The following is a 16597-nucleotide window of genomic DNA, read 5'->3' as shown; positions in this document are numbered from 1 at the left end:
ACGGACTAGGCGAGCCCTTCCGGCTCATCCCCCACGAAGACATGAAGACGATTATCCAAGAGACGGCTGCCCGATACGAGGGAGCCAGGGTGAGGCCGAAACGCTGCCAAGAGTACGTGGCGGTCACGTTGTCACAGTCCAGGTTCAAGGCCACCGAAGGCGTGGTGGGCGTGGGTGCCGCAGGCGAGCTCGACGGCGCTATATTGATCGCCCTGTTCAATGACACGGCGGACAACTGGGTGAAACAGGGATTCACCCAAACCGCGGACCAGCTTGAGGCCTGCGACTCCATGGTTGTTCTTACTGGCGAATCGCAGGTGGAGACCACGGTTGAGGAACAGCTACAGGATCTGGTCGGTGATGACACTTTCGCCTTCGCCGGCGAAGTCCGCGTCGACGGCGGGGAGCCGGAATTCACACTCGCCGTGAACGCGCGCGGCAACGGACTCATCGCCTCCGTCCAATACACGGGCACGGATGAAGCGGACGGCCTGACCCAGGACCAGCTCGCCGGCTTGGCAGCGGACCTCATTGGAGTGGATTGGTAATCCCACAGCTCCCCTGCCACGGCGGCCATCATTCGGGTTACGATCTTCCCAGAGTCCGCGAAAGGTCGCGGCGAAACAAGGGGGATACCACCATGAACAAGTCCGTTGTCACGTCCTGCGCACTGGCATCATTGCTGTTACTGGCTGGGTGTGGCGGGTCAAACGATGCCGCTGATCCTGCAGCGCCAGAAGCATCTTCCGAAACGACGACGACGACGACGGCGGCAGCCCCCGCTGAGCCCGTAGATAAGGCGGAACTCGAGGCACGCATTGCAACTCTGACGGATGCAGCGGGAGATCCTTTCCAGGTGGTCTCAACCGACCAGGCTGCCGCAGGTATGGACGCTATGAACGCGGCGTTGAAGGACGCTGTGGTCGAGCCCGCTGAGTGCAAGGATCTAGCTGCGGGGAGTCTTGCAGCCTCCGACGGCGCTGCCGAAGACGGTGTTGCCGGGATTGGCGCAGCCGACACAGCTGGCGGCATCATGGCGGCCGCGCTGATTGGCGGAGAGTCGGCGGCCGAGCAGGATTTCGGGGCCAACCGAGATATCCTCGAGAAGTGCAGCACGGTGACCCTTGAGATCGCGGGAAGCAAAATCACCTCCACCACCGAAGAAGTTCCGCTGGACCAGATCGGTGATGAGTCCATCGCGCTGCTGGTTACGCAGGAACTTGCTGCCGACCAGACGTTCTACACAATGTCAGTGAACGCGCGGGCCAATGGCCTCGTCGCCTCGATGCAGTCCATGAGCTCCACCAAGCCGGACAGCACAATGCAGGCCGAACTGGCAGAGCGCGTGGCGCAGCTCCTCGAACCAGGCGAGTAGCCCTCCACAACGTAGGTCAAGCAGCGTCAGCTCAGAACGACGTCCCCGGCGTCGTTGATCCGCCAACCAGGGTTGTGCGCGATCTCCCAGGCGACGCCGTTCGGGTCCGACACAAGCGCGTGGAAGATGCCGCCGAACTTGCCGGGCTGTGGCTGCTTCATCACGCTGGCTCCCGCGGCGGCCATCGCGTCGACGGTGCGGTGCACTTCCTGCGGGCTGCCGACATTGTGGGAGAGCGTGAATCCGGAGAGGCCCGGAGCTGATACGGCACCCGAGTCTTCGGCGAACTTGTCGGCGTCGAACAGGCCCAGCAGCAGTCCCGGACCAACCTGGTAAAAGATGATCTCGCCGTCGACATCGAGGGTGGGGTGCCAGCCGAGGGCCTCATGGTAGAAACGGCGCGCCGCATCCAGGTTGGGTGTGGCGAGCGTGATGAAGTGCAGTTGCTGGTCCATGGATTCCCTGCGTCGTTGCGGCTTAGTGGCAAGCCTACCGGTGCCTAAGCAGACTTCCGCGCGGCGTAACGGGCACGGACCTCTTTGTCGAGCTTCTCTGTCGCAGCGCGAACTGCCACCCGCGCCATGCGTGGAGCGTGCTCGTCGAGGAAGCCCGTCAGGGCAGCGGAATCGTTGTCGCCGACGTAGCGCAGCATCCAGCCGACGCCCTTCTGAACCAGCTCCTCGGTGTCATCCGCCAGCACTGCGGCGATGCGCAGTGTGTCCGCGACCTCCCCGCGCCCGAGGAACGCCGCCGTCGCGACGATGGCGGTGCGCCGCTCAGGCCAGAACGACGACGACGCCAGCTTATCCAGCGGCGCCCGCGCCTTATCGACCAGCCACGAACCGACCACCTGGTACGCGCCAAGGTCCACGAGGTCCCAGCCGTCGATGCGGTCGTGGCGACGGAGGTAGAGCTCGTACAGTTCGCGGTGCCGGTCAGGTGAGACGTTCTTCGCTGATGCAGCCTTCCCCATGATGGACACCGCACCGACCCGGACCTCGTGGGTGTCACTCTCGAGGAGTGCTTCCAGCCCTGCCACCGGCATCGCCAGATTCTCCTTCGCCAGCGCGAAGATGTTTCCCATCCGGACACCGATGAAGGACTCATCTCCCGGAAAGAAGCGCTGGTACTTGATGCGTTGCTCTTCGGTGGCCATTGCCCGAAGAGCGGCCTCGAACTGCGCTGCGTCCACGGGACCCCCTACTGAACCAGTTCGAGCTGGTCCGCCACAACGCGGCCCTCATGAATGACGGTCCGGTCAGGTGAGCGGTCCATGATGGCCGAGGTGACGGTCTCGCCGTCGAGCAACAGCAACTCGGCCGGATCCCCGACCGAAAGCCCGGGCCGGTCCGCAACCCCAGCGAGCCGCGGGACGGACGCGGACATGATCGATGCCCCGCCGATCGTCGCCACTGCAAGGCAATGTTCGATCAGTTCATCAGCCCGGTACCCGTTGGTGAACGCGAGCTGCCAGGTGCGGTCCAGCATGTCGCCGTTGCCGTAGGGCGACCAGTAATCCCGCTGTCCGTCTTCGCCGAGCCCCACACGCACGCCGGCCCCGGTCAGTTGCTGCAGGGGCAACGCACTCCGGGCCGGAGCGACCGTCGCCATCGAAATGTCGGCCTCCGCAAACTCCTCGATGAGCCGCCGCGTGGTGGCCTCCGAAACGCTGCCTAGCGAGTACCCGTGCGAGATGGTCACCTTGCCCTGCATGCCGGTTGCCCGCGTGCGCTCAAGGATCAGGTCAGCGCTGTACACACCGAGTTCACCGGGCTCATGCAGGTGGATATCGATTGGAACCTGGTATTTTTCCGCCAGCCCGAACACGATGTCGAGGTGTCGGACCGGATCCCGGTCCAACTGGCACGGGTCGATTCCGCCCATCACGTCCGCACCCTGCCGCAACGCCTCTTCCATCAACGGCACGACGCCGTCCTCCAACAGGAGCCCTGCCTGCGGGAACGCGATGATCTCGACGTTGGCGCGCGCCGCGTGCGCCTCACGGGCAGCGACGACGGCGTCGAACCGTTCCAGCCGGCAGTCGGCGTCAATCTGGGCGTAGCTGCGGACGCGGGTGGTCCCACGTTCGATCATGGTCGTGAGCGTGGAGGATGTCCGGTCGGCGAGGGGGGACCCGGCGTCGCGCCAGTTTTCGCGGTCGTTCATCATCATTCCCCATACGCCTGGCCGTCCGGTGTGCGGGCGGAACGGCAGGCCGAGCCGCGTCGAATCCAGGTGCACGTGCACGTCGGAGAACGAGGGAACGAGCAGGCGCCCGCGGCCCTCGACCACGTCTCCTCCGACGTCGTCGCTGGTCTCCGCGGAAGGACGCACGGCGGCTATCCGCCCGTCCCGTAGTTCGACGTCGCTCAGTTCTCCGCCCCAGGGGCGGACGGCGCGAAGGACGGTCATGGGGTCTCCTGGGGTGCTGGCCGGATGGAGGGTTCGACTCTCTACGAGTGTAGTTCCGTCATTCCTGACGATTTCCTTGCTTGAAGCTCTTTAGTATGTAACATTGCACATATTATGTGGCATAGGCCACATTTGGACCGATCGGGCGAATCACCCTAGGAAGAGGCGCATGGAAATCCTGGTAAGCATCAGCGACGGGTTGTGGAACCCGATGGCATACATGGCGTTGGGGGTTGGCCTGTTCTTCACCATCCTCATCGGCGCGGCTCAGTTCCGGCTCCTGCCGGAGACGCTGCGGTTGATCTTCAAACCCAAGAACGCCGACGACGGCGGCATCTCGCCCCTGCAGGCGCTCCTGCTGACGATCTCCAGCCGGGTCGGTGTCGGCAACATTGCCGGCGTCGGAACGGCGATCGCAGCCGGCGGTCCGGGCGCCCTGTTCTGGATGGTGGTATGCGCACTGCTCGGATCGGCCAGTGCATTCGCGGAGTCCACCCTCGCGCAGGTGTTCAAGCGCAAAATCAACGGCGAGCACCGCGGCGGCATGCCGTTCTACGTGAAGTACGGCCTGCGCATCAAGTGGCTTGCGGCACTGCTGGCCGTCCTGACCGCGTTGGGCTACGGCTTCCTGTTCCCGGGCGTGCAGTCGAACAACATCGCGGCGAGCATGGAGACGGCGTTCAGTATCCCCGTCTGGGTCACCGCGATCTTCGTCACCGGCCTGCTCGCCTTCGTGATCATCGGCGGCACCAAGCGCGTGGTCGGCGCAGCCCAGTTCATGGTCCCGATCATGGCCGTCGGGTACATCCTGGCCGCCGTCGTCGTCCTGTTGTTCAACTTCGACCAGATCATCCCGACCTTCGCGCTCATCCTCTCCAGCGCCTTCGGCACGCACGAGCTCTTCGGCGGTATTGCCGGCGCAGCGGTTGCCTGGGGCGTGCGCCGCGCTGTGTTCTCGAACGTTGCCGGTGTGGGTGAGGGAACCTATGGGTCGGCTGCGGCATCTGTGAGCCACCCCGCCAAACAGGGGCTGGTTCAGGCATTTTCCATCTTCGTTGACACGGTGGTCGTCTGCTCGGCGACGGGCCTCATGGTGGTGATGACCGGTTCCTATAACGTCACCCGGGAGAACGGCGACCCGATCGTCACCAACGTTCCGGGTCTTGAGGCAGGAGCCGCCTACACACAGGAGGCCGTGAGTGATGCGCTTCCGGGCTTCGGGCCGGGTTTCGTGGCTATAGCCCTGTTCTTCTTCGCATTCACCACGCTCGTAGCGTTCTACTACATTGCGCACACCAACCTTGTGTTCCTGGCCGGACGCGAACTCGGGCCCCTGCTCAGTTGGGTGCTGAAGGTCGGAATGCTTGCGATCACCTTTTACGGGTCGGTCGAGTCTGCCGCGGTGATGTGGACAATCGGCGACATCGGCTATGCGTCGCTCGGCTGGATCAACATGATCTGCATCCTTTTGCTCGCGCCGATCGTCCGGAAGGTGATCAAGGACTACGACCGCCAGCGTAAAACGGGCATCGACCCCACCTTCGATCCGCGGCCGCTTGGAATCAAGGGCGCCGACTTCTGGGTGGAGACGGCACCCGCCGAGGCATCTGTGGGCTCGCGGCGGGAAGGCTCACGCGGCGACTGAGCCCAGCGCGGCACTGAACGCGCGACTACGCGCACAACACGGCCCGACGCCGGAACTTACCCTCCGGCGTCGGGCTTCGTGTTGTGCGGACGGAAGTGCCGTCGTCGTTTCTTAGGGCCGAAGGGTTCCCAACCTGCGCAGGTATTGAGATAGTCGACGGAGGGTAAAACGACCGGGAAGGGTGTGGCGCAATGGTGCTGGTCGAGGGACTGGAGGAGCCGGGCCGGCGGTTCTCCGAAGCCGAAGCTGAGGCGTATGTCGCATCGGTGTGCTTCAAGACGGGCCCGCCAAGTCAAGTGGGAATCGAAATTGAACGAATTGTGCATGACCCGACCGACCCGAGGCGCATCGTGCCGGTTGAGGAAGTCCGGCGGGCCGTCGCCGGTACCAACCTCCCTGGTGGGGGAGCACTCACCTTTGAGCCGGGCGGACAACTTGAACTCAGCTCGGCCTGTGCAGAAAATCTTCCGGCCCTGGTTTCGGCCACCAGGAGCAACCTGGACAACATCAACCGCAGTATTCACGAAGCCGGCCTCACTTTCAGCCCGCTCGCCGCCGACGCCCTGCGCCCACCGGTACGCACCCTGTTTCACCCGCGCTACGAGGCCATGGAACAGCACTTTGAGCGCATCAGCCCGGCAGGCCGCATCATGATGTGCTCCACGGCGTCACTGCAAGTATGTGTGGACGCCGGTCACGATGGCACGGGCCCGGGAAGCGCCGTCGCACGCTGGCGGCACATCCACCGCCTCGCACCACTGCTCGTTGCGATCTTCGCCAACTCGCCCTTTCACCGAGGTGCACCCACAGGTTGGCACAGCACCCGCCAGTCGATCTGGCTCAACACGGACCCCTCCCGGACAGCGCCAGTACCCATTACGCACATGCCGCAAGAGTCGTGGGCGCAATACGCACTTGATGCAGCTGTACTGTGCATCCAGCCTGAACCGTTGCGGGACCCGGACACCTCGTGGTCAGCTCCTCAGGGATTGACCATGCGCGGCTGGCTGAGGGGTAAGGGCCCGCGGCCGGTCACGCTCGCGGACCTTGACTACCACCTCACCACCCTCTTCCCATGGGTCAGGCCGCGCGGGTTTCTCGAAATCCGGGTCATTGATACCCAACCCGGCCCGCTCTGGGAAGCAGCCGCAGCCATCACCACGGCGCTGATCGAGGACCCGCAGACAGCTGACCAGGCGACACACGCCACCAGCGCGCTCGCCGACCTTCCCGATCCCATGCGCATCGCCGCGCAGGCAGGCCTTCAGCATCCCATCCTCGCCGAGGCCGCCCGGACCTGCGCACTGGAGGCCGCTGCCGGCGTCGTACGCCTGAAAGCCGACCAGCGCACCCAGGCCCTCGTGGAGGACTTCGTGGACAGGTACACACGCCGCGGCCGAAGCCCGGCGGATGACCAGCTCGACACCTGGCAGCGCACCGGCAGCGTGACGGACGGATGCACGAATGACAACCAGATGGAGGAAGTGACGTGACCGCGGAATCGACCGAAGACCTCCGGAGCCGCATTGCGGGGGGCCTGGAACGTGCACGCGACAGGACGCATCTGCTGACGGCGTGCGATGAGGAGGAGCTCCTGAAGCAGCACTCACCGCTGATGTCACCGCTGGTGTGGGACCTGGCGCACGTCGGCAGCCAGGAGGAGATCTGGCTGGTGCGGGACGTCGGCGGGATGGACCCGCTGCGCCCCGAGATCGACCAGATGTATGACGCCTTCGAGCACTCGCGCAGCGCTCGCCCCTCACTGCCGCTCCTGGCGCCGACGGAGTCCCGTGACTACCTGGCCGGTGTCCGCGCGAAATCGATGGACATCCTCGACCAGGTGCCGTTGCACGGCTCGCCGCTGCTTGAGGGTGGGTTCGTCTTCGGCATGATGATCCAGCACGAGCAGCAGCACGCCGAAACTATGCTGGCCACCCACCAGTTGCGGCAGGGCGAGCCGGTGCTGCACGCCACGCCCATAGGCCCTGCTGCGCTCGATACCAGCACCCTCCCGCGGGAGGTGTACGTTCCGGCAGGGCGTTTCAGCATGGGCACTTCCCTGGAACCATGGGCCCTGGACAATGAACGCCCGGCCCACGATATCGAGCTGGACGCCTACTGGATCGACACCACTCCTGTCAGCAACGGGCAGTATCTTGAATTCATGGACGACGGCGGTTACCTCAACCCACGCTGGTGGAGCGCCGAAGGGTGGGCCCACCGGAACGAGGCCGGGCTGAACTCGCCGAAGTACTGGACCCGTGAAGGCGGTGCGTGGTGGCGGCGGCGCTTCGGCGTCGTCGAGCCTGTGCCCATGAACGAGCCGGTGCAGCACGTGTCCTTCTACGAAGCCGACGCCTACGCCCGCTGGGCCGGCCGCCGCCTGCCCACGGAGGCCGAGTGGGAGAAAGCGGCGCGGTTCGACCCCGGCACCGGACGCTCCCGGCGCTACCCCTGGGGCGATGAGAGCCCGACGCCGGCGCACGCGAACCTGGGCGGCGGAGCCTTGCGCCCCGCGCCGGTGGGCTCCTACCCGGACGGGGCTTCGGCGCTGGGCGTCCGGCAGTTGATCGGCGACGTGTGGGAGTGGACGTCGAGCGACTTAGCGCCCTACCCCGGATACCGCACATTCCCCTACAAGGAGTACAGCGAGGCTTTCTTCGGAGGCGATTACAAGGTGCTCCGCGGCGGGTCATGGGCCGCGGACTCTGCCGCCTGCCGCGGCACGTTCCGCAACTGGGACTTTCCCGTTCGGCGCCAGATCTTCACTGGCTTCCGCACCGTGCGGTCAGCCGGAGAGTCCTGATGTGCCGCCACCTGGCGTACCTTGGCCCGCCGGTCCAGCTCACGGAGCTGCTCTTGAAACCGGAGTACGGGCTGCTGCGTCAGTCCTGGTCGCCACGTCTGCAGCGCAACGGGAACATGAACGCCGACGGGTTCGGGGTCGGCTGGTACGACGACGCTTCTAGTGACAATGTCACCGCTCCCGCCCGTTACCGCCGCGCCATCCCGATGTGGGCGGACCCCTCCCTTCCCGACCTTGCCCGGGTGATCCGGAGCGGCGCGGTACTCGCGGCCGTCCGGTCGGCGACACCGGGCACGGCTCCGGACGAGGCCGCCGCCGCCCCGTACGCCCACGGTCCCTGGCTCTTCAGCCACAACGGCCGGGTGGAAGGCTGGCCGGACGCTGTCGAAGACCTTGCCGCCACCCTGTCTCCAACCAGGCTTTTGAACCTCGAGGCCCGGGTGGATTCGGCGCTGCTGTGGGCCTTGGTGCTCGACCGCCTGGCCGTCGGAGACCCGCCCGGCGACGCCCTGGCCCACGTGGTTGCAGCGGTTGCCGCGCAGACCACCGGCAGGTTCAACCTCCTGATCACCGATGGGAAGTCGATTGCCGCAACAGCAGCCGGCGACACCCTGTTCTGGAGAATCGACGACGACGGCGGAACCCTGGTTGCCAGCGAACCCTCCGACGATACAACCGGCTGGCACGAGGTGCCCGACGGGTCGCTGGTGACGGCCGTCGTCGGCCATGTAGCTGTCCACCCCCTCAACGTTCATCACCTCAAACCCGCCCGGACGGAGCCTGCTGTTCAATGAATCCCGCCCAAACCGACTGCCAGATCATCCACCACCTGCCGCCGCACTTCCTCGAGGAAAGCCTCCGGAAGGATGTGCGTGCCGGCCTGACGGCACCGGAGAAGACGCTCCCGCCCAAGTGGTTCTACGATCAGGCGGGCAGCGCGCTGTTCGAACGGATCACCGAACTTCCCGAGTACTTTCCCACCCGCGACGAGCGCCGCCTCCTGGAACAGTGCGCCCACGAGATCGCAGCCGCAGGCCCTGCGGAGACGCTAATTGAGCTCGGCTCGGGTTCGTCGCGGAAGACGCCGCTGCTGCTGGATGGACTGCGTGCGGCCGGAAATCTGCGCGGTTACGTGGCCGTGGACGTGAGTGACAGCGCTCTGCTGGACGCCAAGGCGCAGCTTGCCCAGCGGTACCCGAATCTGACGTTACAGGCCGTCGCGGCCGATTTTGAATCGCAGTTGCACCTCCTTCCACGCGAGGGCCGGCGCATGGTCGCCTTCCTTGGCGGGACCATCGGGAACATGCAGCCGGACCAGCGGGAGCTCTTCTACGAGCACATCCGGGAACTCCTCGGTCCCCACGGCGGCTCGCTGCTGATGGGTACGGGCCTGGTGCAGCCGGCGGAGGTTCTGGTCCCCGCTTACGATGACGCCGCCGGCGTCACTGCCGAGTTCAACCGCAACGTTTTGCGCGTCCTCAACGCGGAGCTGGACGCTGATTTCGACGCCGATGCTTTTGAGCACGTGGCGCTCTGGAATGAGACGGAGGAATGGATCGAGATGCGGCTACGCGCCACGCGGGCCATGGACGTCCGGCTCCCTGGAGCCGATCTCGCGATCACTTTCCGCGAGGGCGAGGAACTGCGTACGGAGATTTCGGCGAAGTTCCGGCCCGAGGGGTTGGTGGCCGAGCTCGAAAAGGCGGGGTTCGGTGTCGTCGGGCAGTGGCTTAACGAGAGTGGCCGGTACGCGATGACCCTTGCCGAGCCCGTCTAGGCCCGTATTGCCTCGACCAACCGCTTCAGTTCCGCTTCGGTGTTGTAGTAGTGCGGACTTGCGCGGACCACGCGGGCGCGTCCGTCGTAGTCCAGTGCTTTGTTCGGGTCTCCGGGCGGAGCCGGGACTGCCGAGACGTTGATGCCCTTGGCGCGGAGGCGTTGTTTGACCTCATCAGAGGGGATGCCATCGACGGAGAACGTGACAATGGCGGACTGTGTGAGCCCTCGATCGAGGACGCGTACGCCGGGTGACTCGGAGAGCTGGGCCCTTAGCTCTCCGGCGAGGTGGTCAAGCCGTTCGCGAATTGCATCGAGCCCGAGGTCAAGTGCGTAATCCGCTGCACGGCCGAGCCCCAGACGCCCGGCGATGCTCGTTTCCCAACTCTCCAGGAGCCTGGCGGTGGGTTCGTCCGCGGTGAGGTCCCGATTGAGGAGAGGCTGTTCGCAGCGATCGATCAGGGCGGAGTGCACGTACGCGAAGGCGGTACCTCGGGGAGCACGGAGGAACTTCCGGCCGGTGCCGATCGCAATATCGCACCCGATCGCGTTGACGTCCACGGGTAACTGCCCAATCGACTGGCACACGTCGAGCAGGAACAGTGTGCCGGCATTCCGGCACGCTTGCCCGATCTCTTCCACCGGATTCACCAGGCCGTTCGCCATGGCGGCGTGTGGGATTGCGACCAACGCAACGTCGTCCCGGTCGAGTTCCTGGCAGAGGTGGTCGGTGCTCACCTGGCCGTGGGCGTCGTCGTCGAGCACGTCGATCCGGAGGTGCGTCCGGTCCGCCAGCTCTCGCAGGAGCGGAAGGTTGTTATGGTACTCGGTGCGGCTGACGAGTATGCGCGAACCTTCGAGCGGCAGGACAGAGACCGCCCGCTCCCACGCGATTGTTCCGCTCTCCATCACGGCGACCTCGTTCGGCGTGGCACCGAGCAATCGGGCTAGCGAGGAGTACACGCCGTCAATGCGGTCGGCGGCGTCTTCGGCTGCCTCATAGCCGCCCGTCAGCTCTTCATGCCTCAGATACTCGATGACGGTATCCGTCACCTGGCGCGGCGGCAGGGCGCTGCCGGCGTTGTTCAGGTGGACGACCTGCCCGGCGCCGCGGGTGTCAGCACGCACGCGGTCGACGTCGATGGTCGTGGGAACGTTGGGGTTTGTTTCAGCGTGCACAGGACCTACGTTAGTAGCTCCCAGAGGCCCCGCCGCCGGAGAACCCGCCACCCCCGTTGACCGAGGAGCCGGACGCATTACCCGCGCTTCCGTTGAATTGCCCCGGGTTCGCGGCGTACAGCGGGAGCCATATGGCCGGGTTGCTCACGGCGTCGGACTTGCGGTGGCTGTACCGGTACTTTCGGTAGGCTTCCCGCTCGAAATCGGTGAGCTGGAACTCGGGGTCGCGCTGTTCGGCAGCCTGAATTTCGGCTTCGGCAATCCGACGACGACGGCGTGAGTCCGCCGCAATCCACAGCATCACCGCGGTCACCACGATGACAAGTCCGCCTACGATCGAAACGGGAAGAACCCAGGCGTAGGGATCCTTCGGTGGTTCCTGACCCTGTGCGTACAGGTAGATCTGGCCCACTGCCGCGGACAGGCCTTCCGCGTACTCCTCATCCTTGAAGGCCGGTTCAAGGACATCCCCAACCACGTCCTCAGCCTCGTCGTCGGAGAACCGCTCGCGAACGCCGTCGGCCGTCTCGATGCGCAGTTCGCGCTCGCCGGTATCGGCAACCACCAGTACGCCGTTGTCGGCGCCCTCGTCACCGACGCCCCAGTGGGCAGCGACATCCCGGGCGTAGTCCTCGATCGAGCCGCTGGCGCCGTCGACCGTCAGTACTGCTACACGGGCGGCGTCGGTCTCGGTGTTCCGCTCTTCGATCAGCGCATTGAGGCCCCGCTCCTGGTCGCCAGTGAGTACGTCAGCGGAATCGAGCACATTGCTGGCGCTGGGAGGATTCGGCAGGGTGGCCGGCCCGTTGTCGCCGCAAGCGGTGAGCGCCAGGAGAAGCATCGCGCCCGCGGCGGCGGATGGTCCTACCGATTTCAGGTTCATCATGGTCCCCTCCGTGTTGTTCCTGCTTCCAGCGTAGGGGCGTTGAAAACCGAAATTCAGGGTTGCAGGAAAAACCAGTCGAACGGCCTAGTCCCTTCGACCCATCCTGTATATGCTTGTTGTATATACCGCAGGAGTTACCACATGACCACAACCCGAATCTTCAAGAACAATCAGTCGCAGGCCGTCCGCATACCCAAAGCCCTGGAGTGGCCGGACACAGTGACGGAAGTCGAAGTGATCCAGCATGGTTCGTCGAGAGTGATCACGCCAGTGGACTTGGTGTGGGATTCGTGGTTTAGAGAGGCTGGACTGGACGCCAGTTTTCCAGCTGAACGCGAACAACCCGAAGAGCAGGAGCGGCACTCACTGTGACGCTCAAGTACCTCCTCGACACCAACATTCTTATCCACGCCATTCGTCACAAGCCGGAGTCGCTGCGTGCGCAGTTCAACGAGCATGCTGGCCGCATGGCGTTGTCGTCCGTGGTGCTGTCCGAACTCGTCTACGGCGCGGAAATCTCCGACCGGGTGGAAACCAACCTGCGGGTGATTGACGGGCTCGTTGGGAGACTGGCGCCACTTGATTTTGACGCCGCCGCGGCGCACCACACGGCGCAGGTCAGGGCACACCTTAAACGAGTCGGAACCTCCATAGGGCCGTTCGACTCGATGATCGCGGGTCAGGCACGGTCCCGGGGATTGGTGGTCGTTACCAATAACCTGAAGGAGTTTGACCGAGTACCGGGACTCCTCACGGAGAGCTGGCTGGCCTAGGCGCGCGGTTTCTTCTTCCGACGGCGGAACTTGAGGAGCGCTTCGACCACGAGGTCGTGGTCCTCCCTTTGGGGCAGTCCCGAAACGGTCACCGTTGCCACCAGACCGGTGTCCCGAACGTAAACGGGGAAAGAGCCGCCCTGAGGTGCGTAAACGGACTCATCGAACCAGGCGTTGTCCGCGATGCTCCCGCCGCCCCGCCGTCCACGCAGACCAATCAAAAGCGACGGCGCTGCGTAGCGTTCGGCGGTGCGGGCTTTCCGTTCGACCCACGCTTCATTGTCCGGCGTTGCACCAGGCAGGGAGACGTGGAACAGGACGTGGGTGCCGCGCCGGATATCGACTGCGACGGGCAGCTCCCGCTCTGTCGCCAGCTCAACGATCAGCAGCCCCAACGCCAGCGCGTCCCCCTGGTTGAAGGACGGAAACTGCAGCGCCTTCACTTCTTCCTCAACCCGGTTGATCAGCGCTTCGAGGGCCTCGGGCGGCTGGGGATCGGAGGTATCGGGATCGAACTCGCCGTCAGGTTGCTGGTTCTCGGGCACCGCGTTCCTCCTGCTTTCGATTGCGTCGCCAACGAGCCTAGTCGCTCGCACCGTCAATGCCATGTCCGCGGACCGAGGTCTCCCACGTCAGCACGAAAAGGGGTTAGATGGTTAGTAGCCCATAGAAACCATTCACAGGAGTTCACCGTGCCCACCACCGTTCACGCTTACGCCGCCCCCTCCGCAACCGAAGACCTCATACCCACCACCATCGAGCGCCGGGACGTCGGCCCCGACGATGTACTGATCGACATCAAGTTCGCCGGCATCTGCCACTCCGACATCCACACCGTCCGCGGCGACTGGGGGCCGCAGAAGTTCCCGCTGGCACCCGGGCACGAGATTGCCGGCGTGGTCGCGGAGGTGGGCGCGAACGTCAGCAAGCATGCCGTCGGAGACCGTGTGGGAGTGGGCTGCATGGTCAACTCGTGCCGCGAGTGCAAAAACTGCGAAGCAGGCGAGGAGCAGTACTGCCTCAAAGGAAACGTGGGCACGTACGGTGCCGTTGACCGTGACGGGACCGTCACCCAGGGCGGCTACTCCACCCACGTTGTGGTGACCGAGGACTTCGTGGTCCGGATCCCGGAGGGAATCGAGCTCGACGCCGCTGCGCCCCTGTTGTGCGCCGGGATCACCACGTATTCTCCCTTGCGGCACTGGGGTGCCGGACCCGGCAAGAAGGTTGCCGTCGTCGGGCTTGGCGGTCTCGGCCACATGGCCGTTAAGCTCGCACACGCCATGGGGTCGGAAGTCACCGTGCTGTCCCAGTCGCTGAAGAAGCAGGAAGACGGGCTCCGGCTCGGGGCTGACCACTACTACGCCACCAGCGACGAAAACACATTCAAGGACCTGGCGCGCTCCTTCGACCTGATTATCAACACGGTCAGCGCCTCGATCAACATCAGCGACTACCTTAGCCTGCTGAGTCTCGACGGTGCATTGGTGAACGTGGGCGCTCCCGCCGAGCCACTGCCGGTCAACGCCATGTCGCTGATCGGCGGCCGGCGGTCCTTCGCCGGATCGATGATCGGCGGGATCCGCGAGACCCAGGAGATGCTCGACTTCTGTGCCGAACACCAATTGGGTTCGGAGATCGAGGTCATTCCGGCCGACAAGATCAACGAGGCCTACGAGCGCGTGCTTGCATCAGACGTCCGCTACCGCTTCGTGATCGACACCTCGACGCTCAGCTAGTCACTACAAACCAAACCGGACTGGTCCAGCGCCCAAATCGGGGTACGACGACGGCGGGCGCCCTCCTAGCCGGCGTCCGTCGTCGCTCCCGCAAACTGCGACATGTAGAGCCGGTAGTAGGCGCCCTTGGACTCGAGCAGTTCAGCGTGACTTCCCTGCTCAACGATCCGGCCGTCCTCCATCACCAGGATGACGTCCGCGTCACGGATGGTTGAGAGCCGGTGGGCGATAACGAAGCTGGTCCTGTCCGTCCGCAGTGCGGCCATGGCATGCTGCACCAGCAGTTCAGTCCGGGTGTCCACGGAGCTGGTTGCTTCATCCAGGATCAGCAGCGACGGATTGGCCAGGAACGCACGCGCAATGGTGATCAGCTGCTTCTCGCCGGCACTGACGTTGTTTCCGTCCTCGTCGATCACGGTTTCGTAGCCGTCGGGGAGCGCGCGGACAAAGCGGTCCACGTAGGTTGCCTTGGCCGCTTCCATCACCTGCTCCTCGGTGGCATCGAGGTTGCCGTAGCGGATGTTGTCATAGATGGAGCCGCCGAACAGCCAGGCGTCCTGCAGGACCATGCCCACCTTGGAGCGCAGCTCAGCGCGGGTGATGTGCGTAATGTCCACGCCGTCAACGGTGATTCGCCCGGAGTTCAATTCGTAGAAACGCATCACCAGGTTCACCAGTGTGGTCTTCCCCGCCCCGGTCGGCCCGACAATAGCGACAGTCTCACCCGGCCTCGCCGCGAAGGAGAGGTTCTCGATCAGCGGGTTCTCGGGGGAGTAGCTGAAGCTGACATCGTCAAACTCCACATGCCCGTCCGTCTTCGCCGGAAGCGTCTCAGATGCTGTGTCCGGGTCCTGTTCCTCGGCGTCGAGCAGTTCGAACACCCGCTCGGCTGAGGCTATTCCGGACTGCAGCATGTTGGCCATGCCCGCCATCTGGCTCAGGGGCTGATTGAATTCGCGCGAATACTGGATGAACGCCGTCGCATCACCGAGGGTCATGGAACCCGAAGCCACCCGCAAGCCGCCGACCACCGCGATCCCCACATAGGACAGGTAGGAGATGAACTGCATGACCGGCATGATCATCCCGGAGACAAACTGTGCGCCGAACGAAGCCTTGTAGAGCTCGTCGTTCCTTTCATCGAACTGGGCCAGCGATTCCTTCTCGCGGCCGAATACCCGCACCAGGTCATGCCCGCTGAAGGACTCCTCAATATGCCCGTTGAGCTTTCCGGTGTTCTTCCACTGTGCCGCGAAGAGCTTCTGGCTGCGGACGCCGATGATGCCGGCGCCAACAGCCGAAAGCGGCAACGCCACCAGCGCAATGAGCGCCAGCTGCCAGGAGACCACGAACATCATCGCCGTGATGCCGATCAGGCTGAGGGCCGACATGATGAGTTGCGCGAAGGCCTGTTGCAGCGCCTGCTGCACATTGTCGACGTCGTTGGTTACGCGGGAGAGCAGGTCACCGCGCTGCCGGGTGTCAAAGTAGTTCAGCGGCAGCCTGTTCAGCTTCGCTTCAACGTCTCGGCGCAGGTTGTAGACCACCCGCATGACGACCTTGTTCAACACGTAGCCCTGCAGCCACATAAACAGTGAGGACACCAGGTACATCCCGAGCACCAGGTAGATGAGCCGGCCCAGCAACCCGAAGTCGATACCGGCTCCCGGCGTCAGCTCCATCCCGGAGAGCATGTCGGCGAACTGATCCTGGCCATCCGCGCGCAGGTTCTCAATGACCTGTTGCTGGCTGACACCGCCCGGCAGGTTGGTGCTGATGACCCCACTGAAAATTACGTCCATCGCGTTACCAAGCACGCGCGGGGCAATGACATTGAGAACGACGGCGATGACCACCATTGCGAGCACCACCGCGATGGCTGCCTTCTCAGGCTTCAACAGGCCGAAGAGACGCTTGGCCGAGGGCCAGAAGTGCTTTGCTTTTTTGGCGGGAGTGCCGCCGAACATGTCGCCGTCGGCTTCTGTTGGCTGGAACTCTTCCTCCAG

General features: G+C 64.4%; 17 protein-coding genes. 10 read left to right on the top strand and 7 right to left on the bottom strand.

From position 1 onward, the window contains the following. The first annotated feature begins 89 nt into the window (after positions 1-89). Positions 90-548: a hypothetical protein gene (locus tag ACWA1U_RS01885; RefSeq protein ID WP_463723653.1), complete on the top strand. Its 459-nt coding sequence runs from the start codon at positions 90-92 to the stop codon at positions 546-548. A gap of 92 nt (positions 549-640) precedes the next feature. Then, positions 641-1375, top strand: a complete 735-nt coding sequence (locus ACWA1U_RS01880) for a hypothetical protein (protein ID WP_463723652.1) — start codon at positions 641-643, stop codon at positions 1373-1375. A 26-nt stretch (positions 1376-1401) separates the two neighbouring features. On the opposite strand, the gene ACWA1U_RS01875 is transcribed toward ACWA1U_RS01880, so the two are convergent. Genes ACWA1U_RS01875 through ACWA1U_RS01865 form a run of 3 tightly spaced genes read right to left on the bottom strand, consistent with a single transcriptional unit; the run spans position 1402 to position 3787 of the window. Then, positions 1402-1830, bottom strand: a complete 429-nt coding sequence (locus tag ACWA1U_RS01875) for a VOC family protein (RefSeq protein ID WP_463723651.1) — start codon at positions 1828-1830, stop codon at positions 1402-1404. A 44-nt stretch (positions 1831-1874) separates the two neighbouring features. Then, entirely contained in the window at positions 1875-2567 is a 693-nt protein-coding gene (locus tag ACWA1U_RS01870) for a DNA alkylation repair protein (protein ID WP_463723650.1), read from the bottom strand. Between the two features lie 8 nt (positions 2568-2575). Further along, on the bottom strand, positions 2576-3787 hold the full coding sequence (locus tag ACWA1U_RS01865) for an amidohydrolase family protein (protein ID WP_463723649.1): 1212 nt from the start codon (positions 3785-3787) through the stop codon (positions 2576-2578). Between the two features lie 169 nt (positions 3788-3956). Here ACWA1U_RS01865 and ACWA1U_RS01860 point away from each other — a divergent pair, with 169 nt between their 5' ends. The 5 genes from ACWA1U_RS01860 to egtD all read left to right on the top strand — a co-directional run bounded on the left by ACWA1U_RS01860 (position 3957) and on the right by egtD (position 10015). Beyond that, complete coding sequence (locus ACWA1U_RS01860; RefSeq protein ID WP_463723648.1) at positions 3957-5432, top strand: alanine/glycine:cation symporter family protein; 1476 nt, start codon at positions 3957-3959, stop codon at positions 5430-5432. A gap of 191 nt (positions 5433-5623) precedes the next feature. After that, on the top strand, positions 5624-6925 hold the full coding sequence (gene egtA, locus ACWA1U_RS01855) for an ergothioneine biosynthesis glutamate--cysteine ligase EgtA (protein ID WP_463723647.1): 1302 nt from the start codon (positions 5624-5626) through the stop codon (positions 6923-6925). After that, positions 6922-8238, top strand: a complete 1317-nt coding sequence (gene egtB / locus ACWA1U_RS01850; protein ID WP_463723646.1) for an ergothioneine biosynthesis protein EgtB — start codon at positions 6922-6924, stop codon at positions 8236-8238. The genes egtA and egtB overlap by 4 nt, the downstream gene beginning before the upstream one ends. Continuing rightward, on the top strand, positions 8238-9032 hold the full coding sequence (egtC, locus tag ACWA1U_RS01845; RefSeq protein ID WP_463723645.1) for an ergothioneine biosynthesis protein EgtC: 795 nt from the start codon (positions 8238-8240) through the stop codon (positions 9030-9032). Before egtB ends, egtC begins: the two co-directional genes overlap by 1 nt. Further along, the gene (egtD, locus tag ACWA1U_RS01840; protein ID WP_463723644.1) at positions 9029-10015 is read left to right on the top strand and encodes an L-histidine N(alpha)-methyltransferase; all 987 of its coding nucleotides are present in this window, start codon (positions 9029-9031) and stop codon (positions 10013-10015) included. The genes egtC and egtD overlap by 4 nt, the downstream gene beginning before the upstream one ends. Here egtD and ACWA1U_RS01835 read toward each other — a convergent pair. Both ACWA1U_RS01835 and ACWA1U_RS01830 read right to left on the bottom strand, forming a co-directional pair. Beyond that, entirely contained in the window at positions 10012-11193 is a 1182-nt protein-coding gene (locus tag ACWA1U_RS01835) for an aminotransferase class V-fold PLP-dependent enzyme (RefSeq protein WP_463723643.1), read from the bottom strand. The genes egtD and ACWA1U_RS01835 overlap by 4 nt on opposite strands. 10 nt (positions 11194-11203) lie before the next feature. Continuing rightward, complete coding sequence (locus tag ACWA1U_RS01830; RefSeq protein ID WP_463723642.1) at positions 11204-12079, bottom strand: TPM domain-containing protein; 876 nt, start codon at positions 12077-12079, stop codon at positions 11204-11206. A gap of 141 nt (positions 12080-12220) precedes the next feature. On the opposite strand from ACWA1U_RS01830, the gene vapB reads away from it, so the two are divergent. Together vapB and vapC are read left to right on the top strand one after the other, a co-directional pair. Next, a complete protein-coding gene (gene vapB, locus ACWA1U_RS01825) occupies positions 12221-12451 on the top strand; it encodes a type II toxin-antitoxin system VapB family antitoxin (protein ID WP_463723641.1) in 231 nt (76 codons plus the stop codon). Continuing rightward, positions 12448-12852 (top strand): tRNA(fMet)-specific endonuclease VapC, encoded by a 405-nt coding sequence (gene vapC / locus ACWA1U_RS01820; RefSeq protein WP_463723640.1) that lies wholly within the window; start codon positions 12448-12450, stop codon positions 12850-12852. Before vapB ends, vapC begins: the two co-directional genes overlap by 4 nt. On the opposite strand, the gene ACWA1U_RS01815 is transcribed toward vapC, so the two are convergent. Beyond that, positions 12849-13397, bottom strand: coding sequence for a heme-degrading domain-containing protein (locus ACWA1U_RS01815; RefSeq protein WP_463723639.1), 549 nt, complete (start codon positions 13395-13397; stop codon positions 12849-12851). The two genes, vapC and ACWA1U_RS01815, sit on opposite strands and share 4 nt — an antisense overlap. 147 nt (positions 13398-13544) lie before the next feature. Between ACWA1U_RS01815 and ACWA1U_RS01810 the strand changes: the two genes are divergently transcribed. After that, a complete protein-coding gene (locus ACWA1U_RS01810; protein ID WP_463723638.1) occupies positions 13545-14591 on the top strand; it encodes an NAD(P)-dependent alcohol dehydrogenase in 1047 nt (348 codons plus the stop codon). A gap of 65 nt (positions 14592-14656) precedes the next feature. On the opposite strand, the gene ACWA1U_RS01805 is transcribed toward ACWA1U_RS01810, so the two are convergent. Then, positions 14657-16558, bottom strand: coding sequence for an ABC transporter ATP-binding protein (locus tag ACWA1U_RS01805; protein WP_463724928.1), 1902 nt, complete (start codon positions 16556-16558; stop codon positions 14657-14659). Positions 16559-16597 lie beyond the last annotated feature (39 nt).

This window comes from Arthrobacter sp. TRD_SC_6, from assembly GCF_055361185.1.
The sequence above is the reverse complement of the archived record's forward strand: the minus strand, read 5'-3'. Positions and strand labels throughout refer to the sequence as shown.